The sequence below is a fragment of the Rathayibacter rathayi genome (assembly GCF_004011095.1).
GTDB lineage: Bacteria > Actinomycetota > Actinomycetes > Actinomycetales > Microbacteriaceae > Rathayibacter > Rathayibacter rathayi.
This window is the reverse complement of the sequence record NZ_CP028129.1, coordinates 2,763,792-2,788,763: the sequence shown is the minus strand read 5'-3', so window position 1 is coordinate 2,788,763 and position 24,972 is coordinate 2,763,792. Positions and strand designations below refer to the sequence as shown.

Here is a 24,972-nt window from a genome sequence, read left to right as displayed (position 1 = left end):
CAGGGGCGTGTGCGGAGTGCAGAACGTCGACGCGGCGGGGGAGCGGTCCTCACCGTCCGGGCCGGAGGTGTTCGTCAGCGTCGGGTGAGTTGCACCACGGGGATCGTGCGGGTGGTGCGCTTCTCGTAGTCGAGGAAGCCGGTGGAGGCGGTGGTGAAGCGCTCCCAGCCGGCGTCGCGCTCGTCGCCGGTGAGGACGCGGGCGCGGACGTCGACGGTGCCGTCGTCGGGGGTTTCGATCGCGAGGTCGGGGTGGGCGAGAAGGTTGTGGAACCAGGCAGGGTGCTTCGGGGCGCCGGCGGCCGACGCGGCGAGCAGCCAGACGTCGTCGGAGGGGTGCAGCGCCATCAGCGGAGTGACACGCTCCTCGCCGGAGCGGGCACCGCGGTGGTGCACCAGGACGAGATTCCTCCCGAAGCCGCCGGTGGTCACGGTCCCGCCATTGGCGCGGAACTCCTCGATGATGGTGTCGTTCCAGTCAGCCATGCTCGTCCTCCTCGACGTGGATGCTCCCGCAGGATCAGGCGCGGGCGCCCCATGCGTCCTCGCGCGGGCTGCGCTCGCCAGGGGGCTGCGCGCCTGGGGTGACCGCGGCGGGATCCGCGAGCGCCCGCCGCCAGGGTAACTCTGCGGCGCCGACGAGTTCCAGCCTTGAGCGCAGGGCCGCGCGCTCGATCCGTACGCCGCGGGCGAGGTCGCTCAAAGCGCGGGCGGAGACGCGGGCGGCGAGGCGCTCGCGGTCGACGGTGAGCAGTGAACCGAGGAAGCCGCCGAGGACGACGGCGGTGGGGTTAAAGAGGTTGATGTAGGTGGACAGGCCTTCCGAGAGCAGGTCGACCTGGCGGGCGACCTCGGCGAGCACTAACGGGTCGCGCGAGGTGCCGAGAGCGATGTCGAGTTCGTCCTGGTCGAGGACGCGGGCGCCGAGGACGTCGAGCAGGGAGCGCATCCGCACTTCGGCCTCGAGGCAGCCGCGGCGGCCGCAGCTGCAGAGGCGGCCGTTCGTGACGACGAGCGTGTGGCCGAGCTCGGCCGCGAATCCGGAGGAGCCCTGGAGCGGGACTCCGCCGATGATGACGCCTCCGCCGATCCCGCCGGCGCCGCCGGTGACGTACACGACGTCGGCGACGCCGTGCGCCGCTCCGAAGAGCGACTCGCCGATGGCACCGAGGGTCGCGTCGTTGCCGACGGCGACCGGGAGATCGAGGGCACGGCGCAGCTGCGAGGCGAGGTCGACTTCGCGCCAGCCGAGGTGGGGGGCGCGGTGGACGAAGCCGGAGTCGGCCTGGACGAGGCCGGGGACGGCAACGCCGGCACCGACGAGCGTGCGCAGTGATTCCCGTTCGGAGCGGAAGCCCTCGACGATGCCGGTGACGACCCGGACGACGGTGGCTGGGCTCGCGGGTTTCGAAGTGTCGAAGCGGACGCGGCGCAGCAGCTCGCCGTGCAGGCCCACCAGACCGACGATGATCGCGTCGGTGTCGAGGTGCACCCCCACGGCGGCGAAGCGGTCGCCGGCGACGACGGTGGCGCTGGGGCGGCCGATGCGGCCGTCGGGCGCCGTCGTCTCCTCCGCGACCCAGCCGAGTTCGCTCAGCTCGCCGATGAGGTTGGCGATGGCCGAGCGGTTCAGGCCGGTGAGGCGACCGAGCTCGGCGCGGCTCGTCGGCCCTGAACGGTGCACCAGGGTCGCGAGGCTCGCGAGGTTCGTGCGGCGCAGCAGCGCGTTGCTGGAGGCTCCGACTGCTCCTGCCATGATCGCCTGCCTGTACTCGGCCCGATGGGGTCACGGATGACCTCGGGCGCAGCACCTCCCAAGGAAGTGCCGCGCCCGAGAACTGGAGAAAGAAGCACCGGTAGCCGGGGGCCGTGGTTTCGCTAGCGGGAGCCGGCGCGGCGCTTGTTGAAGATATCGAACGCCACCGCGAGCAGCAGCACGAAGCCCTTGATCGCCATCTGCCAGGCGGCGTCGACGGAGAGGATGGACAGGCCCATGTTGAGCACGCCCATCACGAGACCGCCGATGACGGCTCCGACGACGGTGCCCACGCCTCCTTGGACGGCCGCGCCGCCGATGAAGACCGCGGCGATCGCGTCCAGCTCGTAGTTCTGTCCGGCCGAGGCCACCGCACCGCCGGCGCGTGCGGTGCTGACGATGCCCGCCACTCCGGCCAGTGCACCCATGTTGACGAAGATGAAGAAGTTGACCCACTTCGTCTTGACGCCCGACATCATCGCGGCGAAGAGGTTGCCGCCCATCGCGTAGATGTGGCGGCCGAAGACCGTCCGGCCGAGCACGAAGCTGTAGGTGAGGATCAGCACGGCGAGCACGATCAGGATGATCGGGGTGCCGCTGTAGCCGGCGAGCAGCCAGGCGAGGGCCATGATCGCGACGACGGCGATGGCCGACTTCGCGATGAGTGAGCCGAGGGGTTCGCGGGGCAGCTCAAGGCGGCGGAGCGTCGCGCGACTGCGGAGCTGCTGCGCGACGAGGACGACGCAGACGATCAGGCCGAGGACCAGGGTGAGCGCGTCACGGCCGGCGATGCCGCCCAGAACGCCCGGGAGCCAGCCGGCGCCGATCGCGGTGAATTCGGTCGGGAGGCCGTTGATCGTTCCGCCGGTGAGCAGGACCAGGGTGAAGCCGCGGAAGATCAGCATGCCCGCGAGGGTGACGATGAACGCAGGTATGCCGACGAAGGCGACCCAGAAGCCCTGCCACGCTCCGACGATGGCGCCGGTGACGAGGGCGACGACGACGGCCGCCCACCAGGGCAGGCCCCAGTTGTTCATCGCGATCGCCGAGATGGCGCCGACCATCGCCACGACCGAGCCGACCGAGAGGTCGATGTGGCCGGCGATGATGACCATCACCATGCCGATCGCGAGGATCAGCACATAGGCGTTCTGCTGGATCAAGTTGTTGACGTTGCCGGGCAGAAGCAGGCGCCCTCCGGTCAGCACCTGGAAGAGCAGGATGATGATCGCCAGCGCGGCGAGGATGCCGTACTGCCGGACGTTGATGTTCAGCCGGCGCGAGCGCTTGGGCGGGGTGGAGGGCGTGTTGGCGGGCGTGTCCGCCGGCGCTGTCGTGGTCGTGGCGCTCATCGTGCCTGGTCCTTTCCGGCGGTCATGTAGTGCATGAGGTGCTCCTGGGTGGCGTCGGCGCGGTCGATCTCGCCTGTGATCCGGCCCTCGGAGATGGTGTAAATGCGGTCGGCGAGGCCGATCAGCTCGGGCAGCTCGGACGAGATGACGACCACCGCCTTGCCCTGCGCCGCGAGCTCGTTGATGATCCCGTAGATCTCGTACTTGGCTCCGACGTCGATGCCGCGGGTGGGCTCGTCGAGGATGAGCACGTCGGGACCCGAGAAGATCCACTTCGAGAGGACGACCTTCTGCTGATTACCACCGGAGAGCTTGCCGGTGACGGCCGAGACGGTCGGCGCCTTGATATTCATCTTGGAGCGGTACGAATCGGCGACCTTGTACTCGCGGTGCTTGTCGATCACTCCGAGCCGGGCCAGTCGCGAGAGCGCGGCGGCCGAGACATTGACGGTGATGTCGCCGATCAGGTTGAGGCCGTAGCGCTTGCGGTCTTCGGTCGCGTAGGCGAGCCCATTGCGGATCGCCTCGTCGACCGTGCGGGTCTGGATCTCCTTGCCGTCCTTGAAGACGCGCCCGGAGATGCCGGTGCCGTAGCTCTTCCCAAAGATACTCATCGCGAGTTCGGTGCGGCCGGCGCCCATCAGGCCCGCGAAGCCGACGATCTCGCCGGCGCGCACGGTGAAGGAGGCGTCGTCCACCACGACTCGGTGGATGTCGACGGGGTGGTGCACGGTCCAGTTTTCGACGCGCAACTTCTCTTCGCCGATCTGCGGATCGCGCGGCGGGAACATGCTGTTGAGGTCCCGGCCGACCATTGCCCGGATGATCCGGCTTTCGGACGCCTGCTCGCCGACCATCGAGAAGCTCTCGATGGTGCGGCCGTCGCGGATGATCGTGACGGTGTCCGCGATGGCGCGGATCTCTTTCAGCTTGTGGCTGATGATGATGCAGGTGATGCCCTGCATGCGGAGCTGGTCGATCAGGCCGAGCAGGTGGTCGCTGTCCTCGTCGTTGAGGGCGGCGGTGGGCTCATCGAGGATGAGGAGCTTCACCTCCTTGGCGAGGGCTTTGGCGATTTCGACGAGCTGCTGCTTGCCGACGCCGAGCTCGAGAATCTTGGTCGCGGGGCTCTCGTCGAGGCCGACGCGAGCGAGCAGCTTCGCCGCCTCCGCATTGGTGGCATTCCAGTTGATGACGCCGCGGGACGACTTCTCATTGCCGAGGAAAATGTTCTCGGCGATCGAGAGGTAGGGGCTGAGGGCGAGTTCCTGGTGGATGATGACGATTCCGTCAGACTCGCTGTCGTTGATCGACCGGTACTGCGCCTCCTTACCCTCGAAGTCGATGGTGCCCTCGAAGCTGCCGTGCGGATAAACGCCGGAGAGGACTTTCATCAGCGTCGACTTACCGGCGCCGTTCTCGCCACAGATGGCATGGACTTCGCCGGGCTGAACCGAGAGCGAGACGCCGTCGAGGGCGCGGATGCCGCCGCCGAACTCTTTGACGATGTCGCGCATGATGAGGATGGGACTGGCCAACAGGGCCTCACTTCGTTGGGGGGAGTGGTGTGCGGACAGAGAGGAAGGGGAGAAGGGCGGGGTGAGGGAGAATGACTCCTCCCTCACCCCGCCCGGCGGATCAGAGTCCGACGTCGCCGGCCTTGAGGAAGCCGGAGTCGACGAGGACCGACTGCACGTCGTCCTTCGTGACGACCTGCGGCTCGAGCAGGTAGGACGGGACGACCTTGCTGCCGTTGTTGTAACTCTCGGTGTCGTTGACCTCGGGCTCCTCGCCCGCGACGATCGACTGCACCATCTGGAAGACGCGGTCACCGAGGGTGCGGGTGTCCTTCCAGACCGTCATGGACTGCTCGTCGGCGAGGATCGCCTTGACGTTGGCCTTGTCGGCATCCTGGCCGGTGATGACCGGGTAGTCGGCGCCGGGGGCGTAACCGGCGGACTTCAGCGACGCCTCGATGCCGATCGCGAGGCTGTCATTGGGCGAAAGCACCACGTCGACCTTCTGGCCGCCGGTGTAGAAGGAGGAGAGACGGTTGTCCATCTCGGACTGCGCCTTGTCGGAGGCCCAGCCTTGAATGCCGATCGAGGCCCAGTCGTCGTCCGACGCGGGCGACTTGCCCGAGGGGACGGTCAGCTTGCCGCTCTCGATGTAAGGCTGCAGGACGTCCCAGGCGCCGGAGAAGAAGAACTTCGCGTTGTTGTCGTCGGGGCTGCCGGCGAAGGGCTCGAGGGTGAAGGGGCCCGCGGCGTTCTTGAGGTCGAGGGTCGACTCGATGTACTGGCCCTGGAGCTGGCCGACCTTGTAGTTGTCGAAGGTCGCGTAGTAGTCGACGTCCGCGGTGCCGTTGATGAGGCGGTCGTAGGCGATGACGGTGGCGTTCTGCTTCTTCGCTTCGGCAAGGACGGGCGCGAGGGCCTCGCCGTCGATCGCGGCGACGACCAGGATCTTCGAGCCGCCTGCGATCTGGTTCTGGATCTGCGAGATCTGCTGGTCGGTCTTGTTGTCGGCGTATTGGAGGTCGACGGTGCAGCCGTCGCCCTTGAGCTTGGTCTGGAGGCCTTCGCCGTCGTTGATCCAGCGCTCAAGGCTGCGGGTGGGCATCGAGATGCCGACGGTGCAGTCGCCTTCTGCGCCGGCGCCTGCACCGGCGCCGCCCGAGTTGGCCGGGCTCGCGGAACAGGCCGCGAGGCCGAGGGAGATGATGCCGGCGGCGGCCAGCGTAGTGATGCCGCGGGAGAACTTCATGGAGTGCATTCCTCTCTGAAAGCAGTGTCCGAGGGAGAGGACGACGCGAGGCGTGCACATGTGGCGCACGTCGTCGTGTCGTCGCCCGGGAGGGCGGGAGAGCCCCGAGGGGCTTTGTCCACGGAGAGAACATATTCGCTCGACCGGCGGGTGTAAAGCGCGTCGGGACTATATGTCCAGTCGATGCGGAACTGTGACCTTCGGCCGTCGATCCGCGCCGTTGCTGTGTGAGAACGCTCTCAAGAGGTGTCTCGCGTGCCATCTCCCCTTCCCCTCCCTTCCCCCTCCCTTCCCCGCGAGATGCCACTTATGACGCGCTCGCACGGCGTGTCGCCGTCATAAGTGGCATCTCGCGGGAGGGGGGAGGGGAGGGAGGGGGTGGCAACCTCGGTCCGGAGAATGCCGAGTTCGTCGCGTTCAGGGGCGGCCGGCCGCGATAGCCGCCGTCGAGGGCGTCGACCCGGCCGCAGTGTCGGCCGACGCGCTGACCGCCTCCGCCTCGCGCCTGGACCCGGCGATCAGCCTCGACTACGCGCTGCTCCAGGTGCCGCGGGTCGCCGCCGCCCGCGGACTCGACGAGGACGCCGTGCGCGCGCTGGACGAGGAGCACACCGAGGGCCGCGAGCTCGGCTACCTCGGCGAGCCGACCGTGGACGTGCTCGAGCTCACCACCGCCCTCGCGCGGCTGTGACGGCTCCGGTAGCACCTTCGGCTCGTAGAATCGCGTTCGACTCGCCGATCGAGTGAGCCGACGCCGATCCCGCGAGCCCGAGGTGCCCCGGAGCTGCGAGCGCGAGGGGAGGCCGGGACAATGACGAAGGGCCGCCTGCGCGTGCTGCTCGGAGCTGCGCCCGGAGTGGGCAAGACCTCCACGATGCTCGAGGAGGGTCGCCGACTGTCCGCCGAGGGGCGCGACATCGTGGTGGCCGTGGTCGAGACGCACGGTCGCTCCGCCACCGCGGCGATGGTCGAGGGGCTCGAGGTCGTGCCACGGCGGTCCGTCGAGCACCGCGGCGTGCTGCTCGAGGAGATGGACCTCGACGCGGTGCTCGCCCGTCGCCCGGACGTAGCGCTGGTCGACGAGCTCGCACACACGAACGCCCCCGGCTCGCGCCACGAGAAGCGCTGGGAGGACGTCCGCGCGCTCCTGGACGCCGGTATCACCGTCTTCTCGACCGTGAACATCCAGCACATCGAGTCGCTCAACGACGTCGTGCACGCGATCACCGGGGCACCGCAGCGTGAGACGATCCCGGACGCGGTCCTCCGTGCGGCCGACCAGATCGAAGTCGTCGACCTGGCACCCCAGGCCCTGCGCGATCGGCTCGCCGACGGCCACATCTACCCGCCCGAGCGGATCGACGCCGCACTCTCCAACTACTTCCGGCTCGGCAACCTCACTGCCCTGCGCGAGCTCGCGCTACTCTGGCTCGCCGACGAGGTCGACAACGCCCTCCGCGACTACCGCGTCGAGCACGGCATCGACAGCATCTGGGAGGCGCGGGAGCGCGTCGTCGTCACCCTGACCGGCGGGCCGGAGGGCGAGACCCTGCTGCGTCGCGGCGCGCGGATCGCGGCCCGCGCCTCCGGAGGCGACCTGCTCGCCGTGCATGTGGTGACGCCTGACGGCCTGCGCATCCCGCGGCCGCAGGTGTTGGAGGCGCAGCGCGCGCTGGTCGAGAAGCTCGGCGGCAGCTACCACCAGGTGGTCGGCGAGGACGTGCCGCGCACGCTGGTCGAGTTCGCCCGCTCGGTGAACGCGACGCAGCTGGTGATCGGCGTCAGTAGGCGCAGCCGGCTCGCCTCGGCGCTCACCCCCGGGACCGCGTCGACGGTGATCCGCGAATCCGGCAACATCGACGTGCACATTGTCAGCCACTCCGCCGCCGGGCGCACCGCGGTACTGCCCAGGCTCGACGGGGCGCTGACGCTGCGACGCCGCATCCTGGGCCTGGCTCTCGCCCTGGTGGGCGGGCCGCTGGTGACCTGGCTGCTGTCGAGCCTGCGCAGCGACGAGTCGATCACGAGCGACGTGCTCTCGTACCAGCTGCTGGTGGTGGTGGTCGCGCTGGTTGGCGGGCTCTGGCCGGCGCTCTTCGCGGCCGTGCTCTCGGGGCTCACGCTCGACTTCTTCTTCGTCGATCCGCTCTACACGATCACCGTGGACGAGCCGCTGCACGCGCTGGCGCTCGTGCTCTCCATGCTGAACGCGGCGCTGGTCAGCGCCGTGGTGGACCGAGCGGCGCGGCGGGCGCGGGCGGCGAAGCGCTCGGGAGCGGAGTCGGAGCTGCTCGCGACGATCGCGGGCGGGGTGATCCGTGGGCAGGGCGCGCTGCAGGCGATCCTCGAGCGCTCGCGTGAGGCGTTCGGGCTGACCGGGGTGCGGCTGGTGCGCGACGGCGAGGTCGTCGCGGCGGACGGCGAGCCGCAGCCGGAGGGGGACCCCGCGCGCATCGCGGTGGGCGAGGGCGCGGTGCTCGAGCTGCACGGTCGGGAGCTGGAGGGGAGCGAGCGGCGGCTTGTGCAGGTGATCTCGGCGCAGCTGGACTCGGTGCTCGAGAACGCGGCGCTCAGCGAGACGGCCAGCTCTCTCGCTCCGCTCGCCGAGACCGACCGGGTGCGCAGCGCCCTGCTCTCGGCGGTCAGCCACGACCTGCGCCGACCCCTCGCCGCCGCCACCGCGGCGGTCAGCGGGTTGCGCTCGCCCGAGGTGGTCTGGAGTGAGCGGGACCGCGAGGAGCTGCTCGCGACGGCCGACGAGAGCCTCACCGTGCTCGCCGCGCTGGTCACCGACCTGCTCGACGTGACGCGGCTGGAGGCGGGGGCGCTCGCCGTGGCACTCGCTCCGCTGGATGCCGCCGACGTGGTGCTGCCGGCGCTCGACGAACTCGGGCTCGGGCCCGGCGAGGTCGACCTCGACCTCGACCCGGAGGGACCGGCGCTGCTCGCCGACGCCGTCCTGCTGCAGCGGGTCGTGGTCAATCTGCTCGCGAACGCCGTCCGCTACGCGCCGCCCGGCACGCGGGTGCGGGTGTCGGCTAGCGCCTTCGGCGGGAACGTGCAGCTACGGGTCGTCGACCACGGCCCCGGGGTGCCCGAGGAGCGCCGCGCGGAGATTTTCGTGCCGTTCCAGCGCCTCGGCGACGACGATAACCTCACCGGGCTCGGCCTGGGCCTTGCTCTGTCGAAGGGGTTCACGGAGGGGATGGGCGGCACGCTCGAGACGGAGGACACTCCGGGGGGCGGGCTCACGATGGTGGTGACGCTGCCGCTGGCGCCGCCTCCCGAGCCCGCCGGAGCGCACGAGGACTCCGGAGGAGCCGCATGAAGATCCTGATCGCCGACGATGATCCGCAGATCCTGCGCGCCCTGCGCATCACACTCACGGCGCGCGGCTACGACGTGGTGACGGCCGGTGACGGCACGGAGGCGATCAACCGCGCGGTGGACGAGCATCCGGACCTCTACATGATCGACCTCGGCATGCCGCGGCTCGACGGGGTGACGGTCATCCACGGGCTGCGCAGTTGGACGAGTGCGCCGATCCTGGTCGTCTCGGGGCGCACGGGCGCGGCGGATAAGGTGGGCGCGCTCGACGCGGGCGCCGACGACTACGTCACCAAACCGTTCTCGATGGACGAGGTGCTCGCGCGCATCCGGGCCCTCTCGCGGCGGGTGCAGCCGGCCGACGGCGAGCCTCTGGTCGTGATCGGCGAGGTGACCGTGGACCTGGTGGCCAAGAGCGCGACGCGGGACGGAGCCTCCGTGCGGCTCACGCCGACGGAGTGGCAGGTGCTCGAGATCCTGATCCGCAACGCGGGCAAGCTGGTCACCCGTCGCTCGCTGCTGGCGGAAATCTGGGGACCCGCGCATGTCACTGACACCGGCTACCTGCGCCTTTACCTCGCTCAGCTGCGCAAGAAGCTCGAGCCCGACCCCGCGCATCCGCGCTACCTGCTCACCGAGGCTGGGATGGGCTACCGATTCGTGCCGGCAGAGTGAGCCGAGTGATCCCTCCCCAGGGCGCATCGCAAGCAGCTCTCCACTGATCCGTGGTCCGCTGCCCCTCGGAGCCGGCCGCTGCGGCACGCTCGATGCAGCGGAGGAGGTGACGGCGATGGTGGTTCCGGACATCGTGCTCGGCGTGGTGGCGCTCGTCGCGCTGGTGGTACTCGCCCGCCTCCGGCAGACCTGCTCCGGCTACCCCTCCGCCCGGCCGTTCGGGTATCTTCGTGCCGCCGTCGCATCCCGGAGCGGTCCCCGAGAAGAAGGAGCGGATCCGCCCGGTGCCGCCTCCGCTCCGCCGCGCGCGGGACACTGCGCGGGACAATGGAGGGACCCCAGCGAAGGAGACCACCGTGGATCAGCCGCGCATGAACGTCGAGTCGTTCAACCTCGACCACCGCACCGTTGCCGCACCGTACGTACGCCTCGCCGACGCGAAGACGTTGCCGGGGGGCGACCACCTCGTCAAGTACGACGTGCGTTTCACCCAGCCCAATCACGCCCACCTCGACATGCCGACCGTGCACTCGCTCGAGCACCTGTTCGCCGAGAAGTCCCGCAACCACTCCGACCGCGTGATCGACTTCTCGCCGATGGGCTGCCAGACCGGCTTCTACCTGATCCTCTCCGGCGAGCCCGAGTTCGCCGAGGTCCTCGGCCTGGTGGAGGCGACGCTGCAGGACATCACCGAGGCCAACGAGGTGCCTGCGGCCAACGAGACCCAGTGCGGCTGGGGTGCCAACCACTCGCTCGAAGGGGCGCAGGCGGCGGCGCGGACCTTCCTCGCGCACCGCTCGGAGTGGGAGTCGGTCACCGCGTGAGCGCGGCGATCGTCCTGGTCGCGATGGACGAGGAGGCGGAGCCGTTCCTCGCGGCCGCGAGCAGCGCCTCCGAGCCCCGGGCCGTGGGCAACGCTTTGCACTGGGAACTCGAGCTGGACTCCCGCGCGGTGCTGCTCGTACGCACCGGGATCGGCCTGGTCAACGCCGCCGGCGGGCTCACTGCGGCGATCCTCGCACAGGCCGGCGACCGGCCGCTCGTCGTGAGTGCGGGGACCGCCGGCGGCCTGGGCGCCGACGTCCGCGTGGGCGAGGTCGTGATCGGCGCTGAGTACGCCCAGATCGACGCCGATGCGAGCGCGTTCGGCTACGCGCTCGGGCAGGTGCCGGGGATGCCCGCCCGCTACTCCGGTTACGCGCCGGCGCTCGCCGCCGACCTGGCGCTGCCCGACGGCGGGGCCGTCCGGCGCGGCCTGATCCTCTCGAGCGACACCTTCGTCGCGAGTTCCCACGTCGACCGCGTGCGGAGCACCTTCCCCGGCGCGCTCGCCACCGATATGGAGTCGGTGGCACTCGCGCAGACCGCGCATGTGCACGGCCTGCCGTTCGTCTCGGTCCGCGGTGTTTCGGACCTCTGCGCACCCGGCGAGTTCCAGGCCCACATCGACGACGCAGCCGATCGTTCCGCGGCCGTGGTGCGGGCGCTCCTCCGCGAGCTGGTCTAACGTCGGGCGGCCCTCCGCGACAGCACGGAAGGGCCGCCCGAGGATCAGTTGTTGCCGACCTGCTGGTCGCCGGCGTCCTGGGCCTTGTCGACCTGACCGGCGAACGTCCCTCCGGTCGCCGAATCGGCGGCGTCGCCTGCCGTGTCGAGGCCCTTGTCCGTCAGCTCCTCGCCCTTGTCGCTGTTCGCGGCGTTCTTCGCCTTGTCCGCGAGTCCTCCGAGATCCACCATGCAGCCATTCCCTCCGTCGCTGAGTGCCCGTCATCGGCGGGCGCGGCCAGTCTCCGCCGCTCCAGGAGGCTCCGCGCGGGGGGTGCGGTGCGCCGCCGCCGCGAGGACTATGCGCAGCGGTACCGGCCCGACCGCCCACTCTCAGTCGGCCGCACCGAGTCCCGTCACCGCACCGGCAATCGCCACCGTCGCCTCCTCGTCCGGTCAGGGGAGGCGCATACTCAGGTCCCGTACGACTTGCTCCACTGCGGCCGCGGCGCACGATGCACTACCTCCGCGACCGCGCCGAGCACGCCCGCCGGAGCTGAGATGCGGATCGGGCAGCTGACCTACTCGACGGCCTGCGCGGCGGCGTGGTGCGCAGGCTCGCCCGCGCGGAGGCGCTCGCCCGCGCGGGCCACGACATCACCGTCTGGACACTCGCCCGGCGGCGACGCTTCCGTCTTCCGCCCTGTCGACCCGGCCGTCACCGTGCGCGTGGTGCCCTTCCCGCACCGGGAGGGAGAGGTTCGGGCTGCAATGGAGGCGCTGGCCGCCGCGTACTCCTGAGACGACGTGGCGGCGGCGCACCTGCGGTTCTCCGGGGGCATGCTCGACGGATCGGTTCATAACGCAGGAAGGATGCCGTCCAGCAGGCGGGAATCAGCGCAAAGAAGGCCGCGAGGATGGATCCTTCCTGCGTTATGAACACCACTGGACCGCTGCCGTCGCGCAGCCGGCTGGTGCGCTCGAGAACCGGCAGGTGTCGTCGTGGAAGGCGCCGACCTCCTCCGGCAGCACCAGCCGGCGCTCGCCGCAGAGGCGGTCGGGTCGGACGCCTATTCCGCACGCGCTCCGGAGGCGCCAGAGTAGGCCGTGCGCCCCCGCGCACCGAGCTCAGGGAGACCCGATGAAGTACATGCTGATCATGCGCGCGACCGACGCCGCCAAGGAGGCCTACGCCTCGATCCCCTTCGACGAGATCATCACCCGGATGGGCCAGTACAACGAGGCGATGATGGAGGCGGGCGTGCTGCTCTCGGGCGACGGCCTGGCGGACGACGTGGAGACCTCCGGCTTCGTCGTCGACTTCTCGTCCGAGCCGCCGAGCGTCGTCAACGGGGCGTACGGCCCGACGGAGTCGCTGTTCAACGGCTTCTGGATCATCGGGGTCGAGTCACAGGAGCAGGCGCGCGAGTGGGCGCTGCGCTGCCCGCTGGTGCCCGGCAATAGCCTCGAGGTGCGTCGGATCACGGACGAGAGCGACTTCGCGGAGTTCGCCGACAACGAGTACGTGCAGAAGGAGGCCGGCTGGCGCGAGGCGGAGCGCGCCACCGGCGAGTGACGCGCCTCCGCGGCGGCATCCTGAGGCAGCGCTGGGCTCACGCCTCGGTGACGACGCCCCCCTCGACGTGCCAGTGGCGCGTCAGCTGGACCGTCTCGAGCATCCGCCGGTCGTGGGTGACCAGCAGGAGGGTGCCCTCGTAGGCCTCGAGCGCTTCCTCGAGCTGCTCGATCGCGGCGAGGTCGAGGTGGTTGGTCGGCTCGTCGAGCACGAGGAGGTTCGTGCCGCGGGCCTGAAGCAGCGCGAGGGCCGCTCGCGTGCGCTCGCCCGGCGAGAGCTCGCCGACGCGGCGACCGACGTGATCGGCCTTCAGTCCGAACTTCGCCAGCAGCGTGCGGACCTCGGCGGTCGGCCACTCGGGCACCAGCGCCTCGAACGCGTCCGCGAGCGATAGATCGGCGGCGAGCATCCCGCGGGCCTGGTCGATCTCGCCGATTGCCACGCTCGCGCCGAGCGAGGCGCTGCCCGCCTCCGGTTCGGCGCGGCCCAGTAGGAGCGAGAGCAGCGTCGACTTGCCGGCGCCGTTGGGTCCGGTGATGCCGATCCGGTCGCCCGCGTCGACCTGGAGCGACACCGGCCCGAGCGTGAACGCGCCCCGGCGGGCGAGGGCGCCGTTCAGCGTCGAGACGACCGAGCTCGAGCGCGGCGCGCTGCCGATCGTGAAGGCGAGCTGCCACTCCTTGCGCGGCTCCTCGACCTCCTCCAGCCGCGCGATCCGGCTCTCCATCTGGCGAACCTTCTGCGCCTGCTTCTCACTCGATTCGGCCGAGGCCTTGCGGCGGATCTTGTCGTTGTCGGGGGCTTTCTTCATCGCGTTCCGCACGCCCTGGCTCGACCACTCCCGCTGGGTGCGGGCGCGCGAGACCAGGTCGGCCTTCTGCTCGGCGAAGTCCTCGTACTTCTCGCGGCGTTGGCGGCGCGCGGTCTCGCGCTCCTCCAGGAACGCGCCGTAGCCACCTCCGAACACCCGATTCGTGCCCTGTGCCAGGTCGAGTTCGAGCACGCGGGTGACGCTGCGGGCCAGAAACTCGCGGTCATGGCTGACCAGCACCGCGCCGCCGCGGAGGCCGCGGACGAAGGCTTCGAGGCGCTCCAGGCCGTCGAGGTCGAGGTCGTTGGTCGGCTCGTCGAGCAGCACGACGTCGAAGCGCGAGAGCAGCAGGGCCGCCAGGCCCACTCGGGCCGCCTGCCCGCCCGAGAGCGAGGTCATCGCGGAGGAGGTGGCCGCGGCTCCCAGCGTCAGGCCCAGATCGGCGAGGACGACCGGGGTGCGCTCGTCGAGGTCGGCCGCACCGCTCGCGAGCCAGCGGTCGAGGGCGAGGGCGTAGCGGTCGGCGATCGAGCCGTCGGGGTCGGGCTCGGCGAGGGCGGTGGCGGCGGCGTCGAGTTCGACCGAGGCCTCGGCGCAGCCGGTGCGGCGGGCGATATAGCCGGCGACGGTCTCGCCCTCGCGGCGCTCGTGCTCCTGCGGCAGCCACCCGACGAAGGCGTCGCCCGGCGAGAGCACGACGGAGCCCTCGAGCGGAGCTGTCTCGCCGGCGAGGATGCGCAATAGCGTCGACTTGCCGGCTCCGTTCGCGCCCACCACGCCCACCACATCTCCGGGTGCGACCGTCAGGTCGAGTCCGTCGAACAGGGTGCGGTGCGCGTAGCCTCCGGAGAGGCCCTTGGCGACGAGGGTGGCGGTCACCGGTCCAGCGTAGGTGCGGTGGCGCCGCTAGATGATCTGAAGATGAGCCGGTCTAGGATGTCCGGATGAGCGACAGGGCGTCCGGATGAGCGACTCGGGCTTGCGCAGCGGCGCCGGGTACTGGTACCCCGACGAGTCGTCAACCCGTCGCGCGGTCGAGGTGCTGAGCGCCATGCGCACCTATCGCGTCTCCGAAGTTTCGATGCGTCGGCGTACCCGCGAGCGGATGGCGATGGGCGAGACGGATCTGATCGCCATCCAGTACCTGCTCCGCCAGCAGCGCAAGGGCGAACTCGTCACCGGCAAAGACCTGGCGACGCAGCTCTCCATCTCCTCCGCCTCCACGACGGTCCTGATCGACCGCCTGGTCCGCAGCGGTCACCTCGTGCGCAAGCCCCACCCGACCGACCGCCGCGGGATCGTGGTCGAGGCCACCGTCGACAGCGATCAGGAGGTCCGTGCGACACTGCAGGAGATGCACCGTCGGATGCTCGAGATCGCCGAGGGTCTGGACGTGGCCGAGGCCGAGATCATCGTCACCTTTCTGCGCCGGATGAGTGCGGCCGTCGACGAGATCGACGCGGAGCACGGTGGTCCCGCGGAGCACGGTGGTCACCCTACGGACGCGAGCGAGGCTCCATAACCCTCGTCTGCAAAATAGCTAGATTGGCTAGTTATATACTCGGAGACCTCTAGTCTGGCGGCATGGGTCAATTCCTCTACGGCACTCCTCCCGCCGTCATCGAGATCGAGGACCGGACCCTCGCCCACCTCCAGATCGTGATCTATGCGAAGTTCCGCCGTGACGAGCGCTTCAGTCTCACCCTCGACTCGATGCCCGAGGGCGCGCGCGGTCGCCACTCCTTCTGGATGAACCCCAACATCGCTCTGCAGTTCCACTTCGCGGGGAGCCGCCAGCCGACGATCAACCCCACCTGGGTCGAGCTGCTGATGGACGCCGCGAACAGCGGCGGCGGGCTGCGCCTGCTCACCGAGCCGCCGTCCTGACGTCGATCCGTGCCGTCAGGGTGCGCTTGCGGCGGTCGCCCGTCTCCTAGGGTGGAGCAGGCGCCGCGGGCGCGCGGAGGGCGGGGACCTGCGCAGGTCGGTCATCGCAGCGGCGGCTCTCGTCGCAATGCTTCCGCTTGCAGGCTGTACGGCGCCGGCGCCCGCACCCACCGTCACGGTCACCGTGTTCGCCACAGCGACGCCGCACCCTTCGCCGGATCCCACAGTCACCGTCGCGCTCCCGCAGTCGACCGCCACCGTCTACGCCCCGGTCCCCGAGGTGACGGTCTCCTTCACGCCGAACCCGACGCCGAACATCCCCGAGACGGCCTTCGCCGTCGACAACGGGGCGATCGCCGGAGCGAACGGTGCACCGACACTCGGCGGCGTGGGCGACATCGTCAGCTACACGGTCGTGCAGGGGGACACCTTCTTCGACATCGCTCAGCGCTTCGGCATCCCGGTGCAGCAACTCCTGCGAATGAATCCGACGGTCGCTGGAGCGGGCGAGGCCGTTTACATCAACGCCGTGATCAATCTCGACGCGAGCACGCTGGGCTGAGGCCGGGGGGCGGAGAGAGCGGCGAGGCGGAGTCCGAGGCGGACCCGACTACTGCGGCCACGACATCGGCGCTACTGCGGTGCCGGCGACTACTGCGACTTCGGGAGGATGTGGAACGCCAGGCCGAGCGAGGCCGAGATCATCAGGATGCCGCCGAAGAAGAGGAACCCGGCGATGTCGGGCAGCAGGAACGAGTTGCCGAGAACGAGGATCCCGCCGAGGAACAGCACGAACGAGAGGACGACGCCCAGACCAGTCATGCCCTCATCGTACGCAGGTCACGGGAGCAGGAGATCCGCGAGCTCCTCGGCGCCCGCGACCAGCGCGATCGTACCGATCGCCTCGAGCGGCGATCCGTACCCCCACTCGACCATGATCGTCGGCACGCCATGAGCAGCGGCACCGTGCACGTCGTGCTCGCGATCGCCGACCATGACCGGCGCCGAGAGGTCGACGCCCAGCTCGCGGAGCCGGCGCAGAGCCTCCTCGACGACGTCGGCCTTCGCGCTGCGCACCTCGTCCTCGGAGGCGCCGCAGATCACGGTGAAATACTGCGCCAGCCCGTAGTGCTCGAGGATGCGCGTGGCCGCCGACTCCGGCTTCGAGGTCGCGAGCGAGAGCGGAACACCGGCGCCGGCGATCTGCGCCAGCACATCGGGCAGTCCGGGGTAGACCGAGGAGTCGAACAGGCCGACGGCGTTGTAGTGGCGCCGGTATACCGCCAGCGCGGCCTCCGCCTCCTCGACGCTCATCCCACCCAGCTCGCGGAATGCGTCCAGCAGCGGCGGGCCGACGTAGGCCAGCAGCTCGGCCGGTGCGGGCACCGGGCGGCCGAGTTCGATGAAGGTCTCGACGAGCGTGCCGACAATGCCGGGGGCGGAGTCGGTGATCGTGCCGTCGAGGTCGAACAGGATGCAGGACCAGGTGCCGGTACGCGCGTCGAGGCCGGTAGCGGCGAGGGTCGTGTCGGACATGGCGGGCTCCTGACCTCGGAAGACGGGGTGACGACGGCGCTGCCCCGCCGGGGGCCACACTCTACGGCCGTTCGGTGTCGAGAGCCCGCTCGACGAACGAACGGGCGACGACCTGAGCGATCGAACCGGGGTCGAGCTGCACCGCGACGAAGTCGGCTGTGCGGATCAGCGCGAAGGCCTCGCGCCCGGGGAGCACGAGCATCTGCACCCGCGGATGCTGCTGCGCGGTGCGCACCTCGTCGGTGGAGGTGAACAGCGGCAGTACCTGCTCCCCGGTGGTGGCCGCGACCGTGCGGACGTGGGGGACTCCGCCCGGCTGCGAACCGGTGACGTCGACCACGAGTGAGCCGTCGAGGCAGGCGTCGAGCAGTCGGTCGACGGCCTCGATGGTCGGAGCGGCGACCAGCGCCTCCAGCGCCTCGCGAGCCGCCGCATTGCGGTACGGGACCTGTCGCGCAGGATGTGCAAGGGGTCCGCCTCGTCGTGCCATGACTCCACGCTAACGAAGACTCTGGCGCGATCAGAATCCCGGGGATCGGCACCGGGAATCGCGGGGATCAACCTCGGGAATCGTCGGGACCGGCCCCCGGAATCGTCGGGATCGCTGTCCGGAATCGGACCTGACCGGGTCGGACACTGTGGCCTCTATTCGACGGCTGGGGGCGAACTCGCGGATTCGGTTGCGATTGACCGCGCTTATCCTGAACATTCCCCTCGATCTGGCGCGAGAATGCGACGATTGGCGCTCGAGTTCCCGCACTCCCTTGTGAAAGGGGGTAACGTATCTTTCGGTCCGGGTCGAGACAGTCCGGCCCCGCGAACTCCAGGAGGAAAAGTGGCCCAGAAGATCACGCTTGTCGACGATATCGACGGAACCCCTATCGATTCCGGTGACGGCGGTACCGTCCGCTTCAGCATCGAAGGCGCCAACTACGAGATTGATCTCGGTGCCGACAACATCACTCAGCTCAACTCGGCCCTCGAGAAGTTCGTCTCGAACGCCCGCCGAGTCGGCTCGCGTACCGCCGCCGCCACGAGCGTTGCTTCCGCTTCCAAGAGCGACCCCAAGCAGCTGAGGGCGATCCGCGAGTGGGCCAACGCGAACGGTCACCCCGTGTCCGACCGCGGACGGATCCCGTCCGAGGTGCAGGCCGCCTACCAGGCCGCCCACAAGTAGCACGTCTCCGGGCCGATGGTCCGGCGAGACGAAGGCCCCCGGAATTCGATTCCGGGGGCCTTCGTCGTGCTGTCACACGGGTCTGTCAGAACAGGCGCGTATGCGAATCGTCGGTGCCGTGCATCGCCTCGTAGTCGAGCACCACGCAGCGGATTCCACGGTCCTCGGCGAGCGTGCGCGCCTGCGGCTTGATCTCCTGTGCGGCGAAGACTCCCGTCACTGGGAAGAGGTGCGGATCGCGATTCATCAGCTCGAGATAGCGGGTGAGCTGCTCCACTCCGTCGATCTCGCCCCGGCGCTTGATCTCGACGGCGACAGCGGCTCCCGCTGAATCGCGAGCAAGGATGTCCACCGGGCCGATCGCGGTCATGTACTCGCGCCGCACGAGAGTGTGTCCCTCTCCGAGGAGCCCGATCTGCTCGGCGAGAAGGCGCTGAAGATGTGCCTCCACTCCGTCCTTCACGAGTCCCGGATCGATGCCGAGTTCGTGTGCCGAATCGTGAAGTACCTCGTGGATCGAGACGACGAGGGCGTCACCGGTCTTGCGATGCGCGACTGTCCACTGCTGAGTCACTCCCGCGGCACGGGCATCGTCGTCGGGCTCGCCCGTGATCAAGGTGCAGGGCGGGCTCATCCAGTTCAGCGGCTTGTAGGAGCCGCCGTCCGAGTGGATGAGGACACTCCCATCGGCTTTGACGAGCAGAAGGCGAGTGGCGAGCGGGAGATGGGCGCTGAGACGGCCGGTGTAATCGACGGAGCAGCGCGCGATGACAAGACGCACCCGTCGAGGATAGACGGCGCGGCTTCCGAGGTGCTCCAGCCTTGGGAGTGGGGGCCCAGAGGAGGCGCGGTGTCGTCCGGGCCGGTCGGTGGGATCGGAGTCGCGGGCGGGGCGCGGGTGAGGGGGTCCGCGGTCGGTGGGGTGCTCACCGTGTGGCGGCCGGCGGTCGGCGGCGTCCGAGCGGCGGCGCCGGGGGCGGCGCGGAGAGCGACGCGCGCAGGGCGACGGCGAACTCGGCCGGCGCCTCGGTCCACGGATGGTGACCGCTCGATTCGATGACGGCGAGGCTCGCCCGCGGCAGGAGCGCGGTCAGTGCTGTCAGGGCGGCGACCTCCGTCACCGGGTCCTCCTCACCCCCGAGGATCACCGCGGGGCAGTCGATGCGCTGCAAGGAGTCGCGGATCGTCGCCGTCGCGTCGGGAGGCGCGGGGGCGGCCGTCTCGTTGCGGGGATCCGACGCGCGATCGTCGATCCCGAGCCAGGCGGTGCCGGGAGCGATCAGGAGGAGGTGCGCGACCCGCTCCGGCGCCTCGGCAGCGGCGAGCAGAGCGGCCCGGCAGCCCGAGTCGTGGGCGGCGAGATCGAGGTCGTCGACACCGAGGTGGCGGCGCAGGTCCTCCACATCCGCGGCCGTCGTGGCGTCGGGAGCGGCGGGAAGCGCCCCGGAGTCGCCCACTCCGCGCGGGTGCAGCACGAGGACTCGACGCGTGCAGGCGATCGAGGCGAACGAGCCGAGGTAGGAGGGATGGCGGCCGTGCTCGCCGGGGACCACCACGAAAGGCCGGCCCTGGCCCGCTCCGTGCTGGTCGACGAAGAGCAGGGCGCCGTCGCGCGCTCGGTACCGCATCCGCTCTCCCTCCGCTGCCGTGCTGCGAAGCCTAGGCGCGCGCCCCTCGCGGCGCCTCGTCCGATGTGCAGGCCCTCGTCCGATTTGCAGGCCCTCGTCCGATTTGCAGGGGATGGGTGTGATGTGCAGGGGATTTCGACCGCGGGAAGCGGATCAAGCGGAGGAGAACGATCTCTGGCGCGGATCCCCTGCAAATCGTACGTGAGGGCCAGGTGGGGAGGCGGTGAGAGGAGCGGCTGCGGGCGGGCGGAGTAAGCCCCACCATCACGACCAGGGCCGGCGCCAGGGAGAAACCCCAGTCTGATCCGCAGGTCCCAGTTTGATCCGCAGGTCCTGGTGCGATGCGCAGGGGAAGGGTGTGATGTGCAGGGGATCTCGACCGTGGGAAGCGGATCAAGCGGAGGAGAACGATCTCTGGCGCGGATCCCCTGCAAATCGTACGGGGGAGGGGGAGTGGGGGAGGGGAGTAGGAAGGGGAGGAGTGGGAGGGGAGTGGGAGGAGGAGGGGAGTGGGAGGGGAGCAGGAAGGGGAGGAGTGGGAGGAGGAGTGGGTGGGGAGGAGGAGGAGGGAGTGGGAGAGGGGAGGGGGAGGCGGGCTGCCCCGGCGTCAGCGGCGGCGGCGGGCGGCGGGGGAGGCGAGCCCCGCCATGACGACCAGGGCCAGCACCAGGAAGAGGGCGTTCAGCAGCCCGTAGTGCTCGCCGAGGAAGCCGATCGCCGGCGGCCCGACCAGGAATGCGACGTAGCCGAGCATCGCGACCGCGCTGACGCGGGCGGCCGAGTGCGGTCCCTCCGCCGCGGCCGACATGCCCACCGGGAAGCCGAGCGAGCAGCCCAGGCCCCAGGCCACCGCGCCGACGACGACGAGCGCGTCGACCGGGGCGAGGATGAACAGCAGGATGCCGGCGATCGCGAGTCCGGCGGAGGCGCGCAGCACGGGGACGCGACCGAAGCGGTCGAGCACGGGGCCGCCGATCACGCGCCCGACGGTCATCGCGGCGACGAAGACACCGAACACGACGGCGGCGGTGGTCTTGTCGGTGCCGTGGCCGTCGACCATCGCGAGGGTCAGCCAGTCGTTCGCGGAGCCCTCCGCGAAGGCCATGCCCAGCATGATCAGGCCGATGAGGACGAGGCGCCCGTCGCGCCAGACGCCGAGGGAGGCGGCGACGCGCTCGCGCACGGGCGGCTTCACGGTGGTCGCCGCTCCGGCGGTGTCCAGCTCCTCGCGGACGGGGACGAAGCGGATCGCGACGACCGCTGTGACGACGATCAGCACGGCAATCGCGCCGAGGTGGGCGGCCACGGGGACCGCCAGAGCGGAGGCGCCGGCGCCGATCAGCGCGCCGGCCACGGTCCCGAGGCTGAAGAAGGCGTGGAACAGGGGCAGGAGGGTCTTGCCGAAGGCCGCCTCGTTCGCGGCTCCCTCGACGTTCATCATCACGTCGACCGCTCCGTTGCCGAAGCCGAGCATCGCCATGCCGGCGAAGGCCGCGGGGAGGACGCCGATCACGTCGGCCGAGACGCCGAGCACCGCCAGGCCGGCCGCCGAGACGGTGAGGCCGAGCGCCATGCCGCGCCGCGCGCCGATCGCACCCATTACCGGCGTCGAGAGCGCGAGGCCGACGATCGCGCCGATCGACATCGAGAGGATCAGCAGTCCGACTCCGGCGGTGGAGAGTTCGAGTTCGTCGCGAATCGCGGGGGTGCGCGAGACCCAGGTGGCGATCGAGATCCCGCTGAGGACGAAGATCGTGAAGACGGCGTTACGCCAGGCGACGAGCTGCGGGCGCGTGAGCGCGGAGGTCGAGGTCATGGCGGTTCTCCTGGTGCGGGCGGGATCCGGACACCGGATCGAGAAGCACGGTCGAATCGATTCGAAGCGAGCCGGTCTAAGCTATCCGGAACCCCGGGGATGGTCAACCGACGACGAGCGCGCCGCCCCCACGAGGAGGAACGTGGAACCCCGTAAGAGCCCCCGGCCGACGCTCGCCCGCGTCGCAAGCCGGGCCGGAGTGTCCCCCTCCACTGCCTCGCTGGTCTTCAGCGGCTCCGGTCCTGTCTCGGAGGCGACGAAGGAGCGGGTGCTGAGCGCCGCCGCCGAACTCGACTACGCCGGCCCCGATCCTCGGGCGCGCTCGCTCCGCCGCGGCCGCTCCGGGATCGTCGGGGTCGTGGTCGACGAGCGGATGCTGCACGCGTTCCGCGACCCGATCAAGATCGCGATGCTGGACGGGATCGCCGACGTGCTCGGCGGGGTCGATGCGGGCATTCTGCTGCTCACCGAGACCGGAGACGGAGCGGGGCTGCTCGCGACCGCGCCCGTGGATGCGATGATCCTGGTCGCCTGCAGCCCGTCGGTCGACGACTCCGTCGCGGTGCTGCGCCGCCGAGGGGTGCCCGTCGTCGTGGTCGAGGGCCTCTCGGAGCTGAGCGGCGCCGTGATCTCGCTCGACAACCGCGAGGCCAGCCGCACTCTCGCCGAGCACCTGCGCGAGTTCGGCCACCGGCGCGTCGCCGTGGTGTCGCTCCCCTTTGCGAAGGATCGGCGCCGCGGTCCGATCCCGGCAGAGTGGCGCGCGAGCCCCAGCATCACTCCGGTCGATCGGCTCCTCGGCGTGCAGGACGTGTTCCCGGAGGCGCTCGTCGTCGCGGCCGCCGCGAGCTCGGTCGACGAAGGGGTGGCCGCCGGCCGGACCCTGCTCCAGGGCGAGGAGGCGCCGACCGCGGTCATCGCGCAGAGCGATTTGCTCGCGGCGGGAGTGATCCTGGCGGCGCAGGAGCGTGGGCTGCGCGTGCCCGAGGACCTTTCGGTGGTCGGCTTCGACGGCGTGCAGGTGCCCGGGCTCGCCGCCGAGTACGACCTGACCACGATGGCGCAACCCGCGGTCGAGAAGGGTCGCGCGGCGGGCCGGGCAGCGGTTGCGCTCCTGTCAAACGAGGAGGCGGAGGCGGTCTGCTTCCACGCCGTCTTCCACCGTGGGAACACCAGCGCCCCGCCGCGCTGAGCGGAGTTATCCACAGAGTTATCCACAGAGTTATCCACAGGCTGCTTCGGAGGGGCGGAGTGGTCAGCGGAGCCAGACGTCGCTGCGGACCCGGAGTCCGAGTGTGAGCGCGCGGGCGCCCAGGTAGCCGATGGCGAAGGCGAGCCAGAGCGCGAGGAGGCGCCACTCGCCGGGCGCGGCGGGTGCGAGCAGGGCGAGCGGGACGAAGGCGGCGAGGTTCGCGAGGCCGCTGAGCGCGAGGTAACGGCCGTCTCCAGCGCCGATCAGCACGCCGTCGAGCACGAAGACATAGCCGCCCAGCGGAGCCATCAGGCCCACGACCGCGATCGCCGCGGGGAGCAGTCGTAGCACTGCCTGGTCGCTCGAGAAGACGTACGGCAGGACACCACTGAGCCCGGTGACCACCGCGCCGAAGACAACTCCGGTGCCAATTCCCCAGGTCACGCAGCGTTTCGTTACCGCGCGGGCGCGCTCCGCGTTCCCCTCGCCGAGGAGGCGGCCGAGAAGCGCCTGCGCGGCGATCGCCACAGCGTCCAGGGTGAAGGCGGCCGTCGAGAACAGCGTCATCGTGACCTGGAAGGCGCCGAGCTCCTCGGCCCCGAGCGAGGTGGCGATCGCGACCGCGAGCAGGATCGCCGCGCGCAGGCTCGCGGTGCGCAGCAGCATCCAGCTGCCCGATCCCGCGGAGGAGAGCAGTCCGGCGAGGTGCGGCCGCAGCGGCGCGCCGGCCCGCCGGGCGAGCCGCAGGGCGACTCCGGAGTAGGCGGTGAGCATGGCCCACTGCGCGATCACCGTCCCCAGCGCGGAGCCGGTTATCCCCAGGCCGACCGGGTAGATCAGCACGGCGTTGAGGGCGGCATTGAGCGCGAATCCGCCGGCCGCGATCACGAGCGGGGTGCGGGTGTCCTGGAAGCCGCGGAGCAGCCCGGTGAGCGCGAAGACGCCGAGCATGGCGGGGATCCCAGCCATGCTCACCGACAGGTAGCGCACGCCCTCCTCAGCGACCGCCGGCTCCGCTCCAAAGAGCGCGACGACGGCCGGAGCGCTCAGCGCGCCGACCACGGCGATGCCCGCGCCGAGCAGCAGGGCCAACCAACCGCCGTCGATCCCCGCCGCCACGGCCCGGCGCTCGTCGCCCTCGCCGAGCGCTCGCCCGACCCGCGGAGTCGTGCTGTAGGCGAGGAACACCATGAGGCCGACGATGGTTTGCAACACCGCGCCGCCCAGCGCGAACCCCGCCAGCGGAACCGCTCCCAGATGCCCCACCAGAGCGGAGTCGGTGAGGAGGAACAGTGGCTCGGCAACCAGTGAACCCAGCGCCGGGACGGCGAGTCGGAGGATGCTGCGGTCGAGGTCGGACGTCACCGCTCGACGCTAGCGGTTGTCGGGGCCGTACCGTGGGGCGCGGCGGGTCGACAGGACGGGACGGGCGGCGATGAGCGGGAGTCGCCGTTCAGCGCGGTGCAGAGCACCTGGAATCCGCTCGAGCGGTCGGCCAGCGACGCGCTCGCCGCGGCGCACGGCGACGGCTGGCTGGTAGTGGTGAAGGAGGCGCTCGCGAACGGGCGCCTCGTCGCGCAGCCGATCGACGCCGTCGCGGCGACTCCGCAGCACCTGCTGGCGAATCTTCGCGCGCGTCCGCTCGCGCTCCCGGCGCTCGCCGTGGATCCCGCCAACTACTGGGCCGAGCGCTCCGCTCTCGACTGGACCTGAGCGCACTCGCGGGAACCGACAGGTGAGTCGGGGCACCGCGGGCGGTACTGTTCCCCTCAGTATCCCGGCCGGTCTCTACGCACGGTGGTGTGCTGGTCGACCCTCGTGATTCTGCCCGAGGAGATTCGCTCCCGCCAGCCACCCCTATTCGAGGGTCGGCGACTCCACATTTCCTCCGCGCCCCGACCCTGCCCCCGGCCGGTCCTAGCGTGACGCTCAGGTCGTCACTGCGACCGGCTCACCCATCCCCCAGGCGAGCGTTCGATCCTCGACCCC

26 protein-coding genes are annotated in these 24,972 nt (G+C 70.4%); 12 read left to right on the top strand and 14 right to left on the bottom strand.

From position 1 onward, the window contains the following. Positions 1-74: 74 nt before the first annotated feature. The 5 genes from C1O28_RS13430 to chvE form a co-directional block, all read right to left on the bottom strand. A complete protein-coding gene (locus tag C1O28_RS13430; RefSeq protein ID WP_097167745.1) occupies positions 75-485 on the bottom strand; it encodes a nitroreductase/quinone reductase family protein in 411 nt (136 codons plus the stop codon). Positions 486-519: 34 nt separating this feature from the next. Then, positions 520-1,755, bottom strand: a complete 1,236-nt coding sequence (locus tag C1O28_RS13425) for an ROK family transcriptional regulator (RefSeq protein ID WP_097167746.1) — start codon at positions 1,753-1,755, stop codon at positions 520-522. A gap of 122 nt (positions 1,756-1,877) precedes the next feature. Next, entirely contained in the window at positions 1,878-3,107 is a 1,230-nt protein-coding gene (gene mmsB, locus C1O28_RS13420) for a multiple monosaccharide ABC transporter permease (protein WP_097167747.1), read from the bottom strand. Continuing rightward, on the bottom strand, positions 3,104-4,624 hold the full coding sequence (mmsA, locus tag C1O28_RS13415) for a multiple monosaccharide ABC transporter ATP-binding protein (protein WP_097167748.1): 1,521 nt from the start codon (positions 4,622-4,624) through the stop codon (positions 3,104-3,106). The genes mmsB and mmsA overlap by 4 nt, the downstream gene beginning before the upstream one ends. 121 nt (positions 4,625-4,745) lie before the next feature. Next, positions 4,746-5,873, bottom strand: a complete 1,128-nt coding sequence (gene chvE, locus C1O28_RS13410) for a multiple monosaccharide ABC transporter substrate-binding protein (protein ID WP_419866667.1) — start codon at positions 5,871-5,873, stop codon at positions 4,746-4,748. A 436-nt stretch (positions 5,874-6,309) separates the two neighbouring features. Between chvE and C1O28_RS13405 the strand changes: the two genes are divergently transcribed. The 5 genes from C1O28_RS13405 to mtnN all read left to right on the top strand — a co-directional run bounded on the left by C1O28_RS13405 (position 6,310) and on the right by mtnN (position 11,382). After that, a complete protein-coding gene (locus C1O28_RS13405; protein ID WP_097167750.1) occupies positions 6,310-6,564 on the top strand; it encodes a potassium-transporting ATPase subunit C in 255 nt (84 codons plus the stop codon). A gap of 120 nt (positions 6,565-6,684) precedes the next feature. Further along, complete coding sequence (locus tag C1O28_RS13400; RefSeq protein WP_097167751.1) at positions 6,685-9,201, top strand: sensor histidine kinase; 2,517 nt, start codon at positions 6,685-6,687, stop codon at positions 9,199-9,201. Then, positions 9,198-9,875: a response regulator gene (locus tag C1O28_RS13395; RefSeq protein ID WP_097167752.1), complete on the top strand. Its 678-nt coding sequence runs from the start codon at positions 9,198-9,200 to the stop codon at positions 9,873-9,875. Before C1O28_RS13400 ends, C1O28_RS13395 begins: the two co-directional genes overlap by 4 nt. 371 nt (positions 9,876-10,246) lie before the next feature. Further along, positions 10,247-10,699 carry an S-ribosylhomocysteine lyase gene (locus tag C1O28_RS13390; RefSeq protein ID WP_097167773.1) on the top strand — a complete coding sequence of 151 codons (453 nt, stop codon included), beginning with the start codon at positions 10,247-10,249 and terminating at the stop codon, positions 10,697-10,699. Further along, positions 10,696-11,382 carry a 5'-methylthioadenosine/S-adenosylhomocysteine nucleosidase gene (gene mtnN, locus C1O28_RS13385; RefSeq protein WP_243392106.1) on the top strand — a complete coding sequence of 229 codons (687 nt, stop codon included), beginning with the start codon at positions 10,696-10,698 and terminating at the stop codon, positions 11,380-11,382. Before C1O28_RS13390 ends, mtnN begins: the two co-directional genes overlap by 4 nt. Positions 11,383-11,426: 44 nt before the next feature. On the opposite strand, the gene C1O28_RS13380 is transcribed toward mtnN, so the two are convergent. Then, positions 11,427-11,612, bottom strand: a complete 186-nt coding sequence (locus C1O28_RS13380; RefSeq protein WP_097167753.1) for an antitoxin — start codon at positions 11,610-11,612, stop codon at positions 11,427-11,429. Positions 11,613-12,501: 889 nt separating this feature from the next. Here C1O28_RS13380 and C1O28_RS13370 point away from each other — a divergent pair. Then, a complete protein-coding gene (locus tag C1O28_RS13370; RefSeq protein ID WP_097167754.1) occupies positions 12,502-12,936 on the top strand; it encodes a YciI family protein in 435 nt (144 codons plus the stop codon). A 37-nt stretch (positions 12,937-12,973) separates the two neighbouring features. On the opposite strand, the gene C1O28_RS13365 is transcribed toward C1O28_RS13370, so the two are convergent. Further along, on the bottom strand, positions 12,974-14,626 hold the full coding sequence (locus C1O28_RS13365) for an ABC-F family ATP-binding cassette domain-containing protein (RefSeq protein ID WP_097167755.1): 1,653 nt from the start codon (positions 14,624-14,626) through the stop codon (positions 12,974-12,976). 85 nt (positions 14,627-14,711) lie between these two features. Here C1O28_RS13365 and C1O28_RS13360 point away from each other — a divergent pair, with 85 nt between their 5' ends. The 3 genes from C1O28_RS13360 to C1O28_RS13350 all read left to right on the top strand — a co-directional run bounded on the left by C1O28_RS13360 (position 14,712) and on the right by C1O28_RS13350 (position 16,196). Beyond that, entirely contained in the window at positions 14,712-15,269 is a 558-nt protein-coding gene (locus tag C1O28_RS13360; protein WP_097167756.1) for a MarR family winged helix-turn-helix transcriptional regulator, read from the top strand. A 62-nt stretch (positions 15,270-15,331) separates the two neighbouring features. Further along, positions 15,332-15,634: a DUF7882 family protein gene (locus C1O28_RS13355; RefSeq protein WP_068250131.1), complete on the top strand. Its 303-nt coding sequence runs from the start codon at positions 15,332-15,334 to the stop codon at positions 15,632-15,634. Between the two features lie 127 nt (positions 15,635-15,761). Then, the gene (locus C1O28_RS13350; protein WP_097167757.1) at positions 15,762-16,196 is read left to right on the top strand and encodes a LysM peptidoglycan-binding domain-containing protein; all 435 of its coding nucleotides are present in this window, start codon (positions 15,762-15,764) and stop codon (positions 16,194-16,196) included. Between the two features lie 89 nt (positions 16,197-16,285). On the opposite strand, the gene C1O28_RS15260 is transcribed toward C1O28_RS13350, so the two are convergent. From C1O28_RS15260 to C1O28_RS13340, 3 genes are all read right to left on the bottom strand, one after another. Continuing rightward, a complete protein-coding gene (locus C1O28_RS15260) occupies positions 16,286-16,456 on the bottom strand; it encodes a hypothetical protein (protein ID WP_160487589.1) in 171 nt (56 codons plus the stop codon). Between the two features lie 18 nt (positions 16,457-16,474). Further along, positions 16,475-17,170, bottom strand: a complete 696-nt coding sequence (locus C1O28_RS13345) for an HAD hydrolase-like protein (protein ID WP_097167758.1) — start codon at positions 17,168-17,170, stop codon at positions 16,475-16,477. Positions 17,171-17,231: 61 nt separating this feature from the next. Continuing rightward, the gene (locus C1O28_RS13340) at positions 17,232-17,660 is read right to left on the bottom strand and encodes an SseB family protein (RefSeq protein ID WP_097167759.1); all 429 of its coding nucleotides are present in this window, start codon (positions 17,658-17,660) and stop codon (positions 17,232-17,234) included. A 345-nt stretch (positions 17,661-18,005) separates the two neighbouring features. On the opposite strand from C1O28_RS13340, the gene C1O28_RS13335 reads away from it, so the two are divergent. Next, positions 18,006-18,347: a histone-like nucleoid-structuring protein Lsr2 gene (locus C1O28_RS13335; RefSeq protein WP_181024729.1), complete on the top strand. Its 342-nt coding sequence runs from the start codon at positions 18,006-18,008 to the stop codon at positions 18,345-18,347. An 85-nt stretch (positions 18,348-18,432) separates the two neighbouring features. Here C1O28_RS13335 and nucS read toward each other — a convergent pair whose 3' ends face one another. The 3 genes from nucS to C1O28_RS13320 form a co-directional block, all read right to left on the bottom strand. After that, positions 18,433-19,128, bottom strand: a complete 696-nt coding sequence (nucS, locus tag C1O28_RS13330) for an endonuclease NucS (protein ID WP_097167761.1) — start codon at positions 19,126-19,128, stop codon at positions 18,433-18,435. 145 nt (positions 19,129-19,273) lie between these two features. Further along, entirely contained in the window at positions 19,274-19,975 is a 702-nt protein-coding gene (locus C1O28_RS13325; protein ID WP_097167762.1) for an alpha/beta fold hydrolase, read from the bottom strand. Between the two features lie 607 nt (positions 19,976-20,582). Beyond that, complete coding sequence (locus C1O28_RS13320) at positions 20,583-21,791, bottom strand: MFS transporter (RefSeq protein WP_097167763.1); 1,209 nt, start codon at positions 21,789-21,791, stop codon at positions 20,583-20,585. A 142-nt stretch (positions 21,792-21,933) separates the two neighbouring features. Between C1O28_RS13320 and C1O28_RS13315 the strand changes: the two genes are divergently transcribed. Next, positions 21,934-22,983 (top strand): LacI family DNA-binding transcriptional regulator, encoded by a 1,050-nt coding sequence (locus C1O28_RS13315; RefSeq protein WP_243392107.1) that lies wholly within the window; start codon positions 21,934-21,936, stop codon positions 22,981-22,983. Positions 22,984-23,046: 63 nt separating this feature from the next. Here C1O28_RS13315 and C1O28_RS13310 read toward each other — a convergent pair whose 3' ends face one another. Next, positions 23,047-24,348, bottom strand: a complete 1,302-nt coding sequence (locus C1O28_RS13310; protein WP_097167765.1) for an MATE family efflux transporter — start codon at positions 24,346-24,348, stop codon at positions 23,047-23,049. A gap of 96 nt (positions 24,349-24,444) precedes the next feature. Between C1O28_RS13310 and C1O28_RS15450 the strand changes: the two genes are divergently transcribed. Then, on the top strand, positions 24,445-24,696 hold the full coding sequence (locus C1O28_RS15450) for an aldo-keto reductase family protein (protein ID WP_202129682.1): 252 nt from the start codon (positions 24,445-24,447) through the stop codon (positions 24,694-24,696). Positions 24,697-24,972 lie beyond the last annotated feature (276 nt).

What these genes read in the sequence shown, in the direction of transcription:
- C1O28_RS13430 (WP_097167745.1), bottom strand. Translation starts at nt 485, where the DNA reads ATGGCTGACTGGAACGACACCATCATCGAGGAGTTCCGCGCCAATGGC.
- C1O28_RS13425 (WP_097167746.1), bottom strand. Translation starts at nt 1,755, where the DNA reads ATGGCAGGAGCAGTCGGAGCCTCCAGCAACGCGCTGCTGCGCCGCACG.
- mmsB (WP_097167747.1), bottom strand. Translation starts at nt 3,107, where the DNA reads ATGAGCGCCACGACCACGACAGCGCCGGCGGACACGCCCGCCAACACG.
- mmsA (WP_097167748.1), bottom strand. Translation starts at nt 4,624, where the DNA reads ATGCGCGACATCGTCAAAGAGTTCGGCGGCGGCATCCGCGCCCTCGAC.
- chvE (WP_419866667.1), bottom strand. Translation starts at nt 5,873, where the DNA reads ATGAAGTTCTCCCGCGGCATCACTACGCTGGCCGCCGCCGGCATCATC.
- C1O28_RS13400 (WP_097167751.1), top strand. Translation starts at nt 6,685, where the DNA reads ATGACGAAGGGCCGCCTGCGCGTGCTGCTCGGAGCTGCGCCCGGAGTG.
- C1O28_RS13395 (WP_097167752.1), top strand. Translation starts at nt 9,198, where the DNA reads ATGAAGATCCTGATCGCCGACGATGATCCGCAGATCCTGCGCGCCCTG.
- C1O28_RS13390 (WP_097167773.1), top strand. Translation starts at nt 10,247, where the DNA reads ATGAACGTCGAGTCGTTCAACCTCGACCACCGCACCGTTGCCGCACCG.
- C1O28_RS13380 (WP_097167753.1), bottom strand. Translation starts at nt 11,612, where the DNA reads ATGGTGGATCTCGGAGGACTCGCGGACAAGGCGAAGAACGCCGCGAAC.
- C1O28_RS13370 (WP_097167754.1), top strand. Translation starts at nt 12,502, where the DNA reads ATGAAGTACATGCTGATCATGCGCGCGACCGACGCCGCCAAGGAGGCC.
- C1O28_RS13360 (WP_097167756.1), top strand. Translation starts at nt 14,712, where the DNA reads ATGAGCGACTCGGGCTTGCGCAGCGGCGCCGGGTACTGGTACCCCGAC.
- C1O28_RS13355 (WP_068250131.1), top strand. Translation starts at nt 15,332, where the DNA reads ATGGGTCAATTCCTCTACGGCACTCCTCCCGCCGTCATCGAGATCGAG.
- C1O28_RS13350 (WP_097167757.1), top strand. Translation starts at nt 15,762, where the DNA reads ATGCTTCCGCTTGCAGGCTGTACGGCGCCGGCGCCCGCACCCACCGTC.
- C1O28_RS15260 (WP_160487589.1), bottom strand. Translation starts at nt 16,456, where the DNA reads ATGACTGGTCTGGGCGTCGTCCTCTCGTTCGTGCTGTTCCTCGGCGGG.
- C1O28_RS13345 (WP_097167758.1), bottom strand. Translation starts at nt 17,170, where the DNA reads ATGTCCGACACGACCCTCGCCGCTACCGGCCTCGACGCGCGTACCGGC.
- C1O28_RS13340 (WP_097167759.1), bottom strand. Translation starts at nt 17,660, where the DNA reads ATGGCACGACGAGGCGGACCCCTTGCACATCCTGCGCGACAGGTCCCG.
- C1O28_RS13325 (WP_097167762.1), bottom strand. Translation starts at nt 19,975, where the DNA reads ATGCGGTACCGAGCGCGCGACGGCGCCCTGCTCTTCGTCGACCAGCAC.
- C1O28_RS13320 (WP_097167763.1), bottom strand. Translation starts at nt 21,791, where the DNA reads ATGACCTCGACCTCCGCGCTCACGCGCCCGCAGCTCGTCGCCTGGCGT.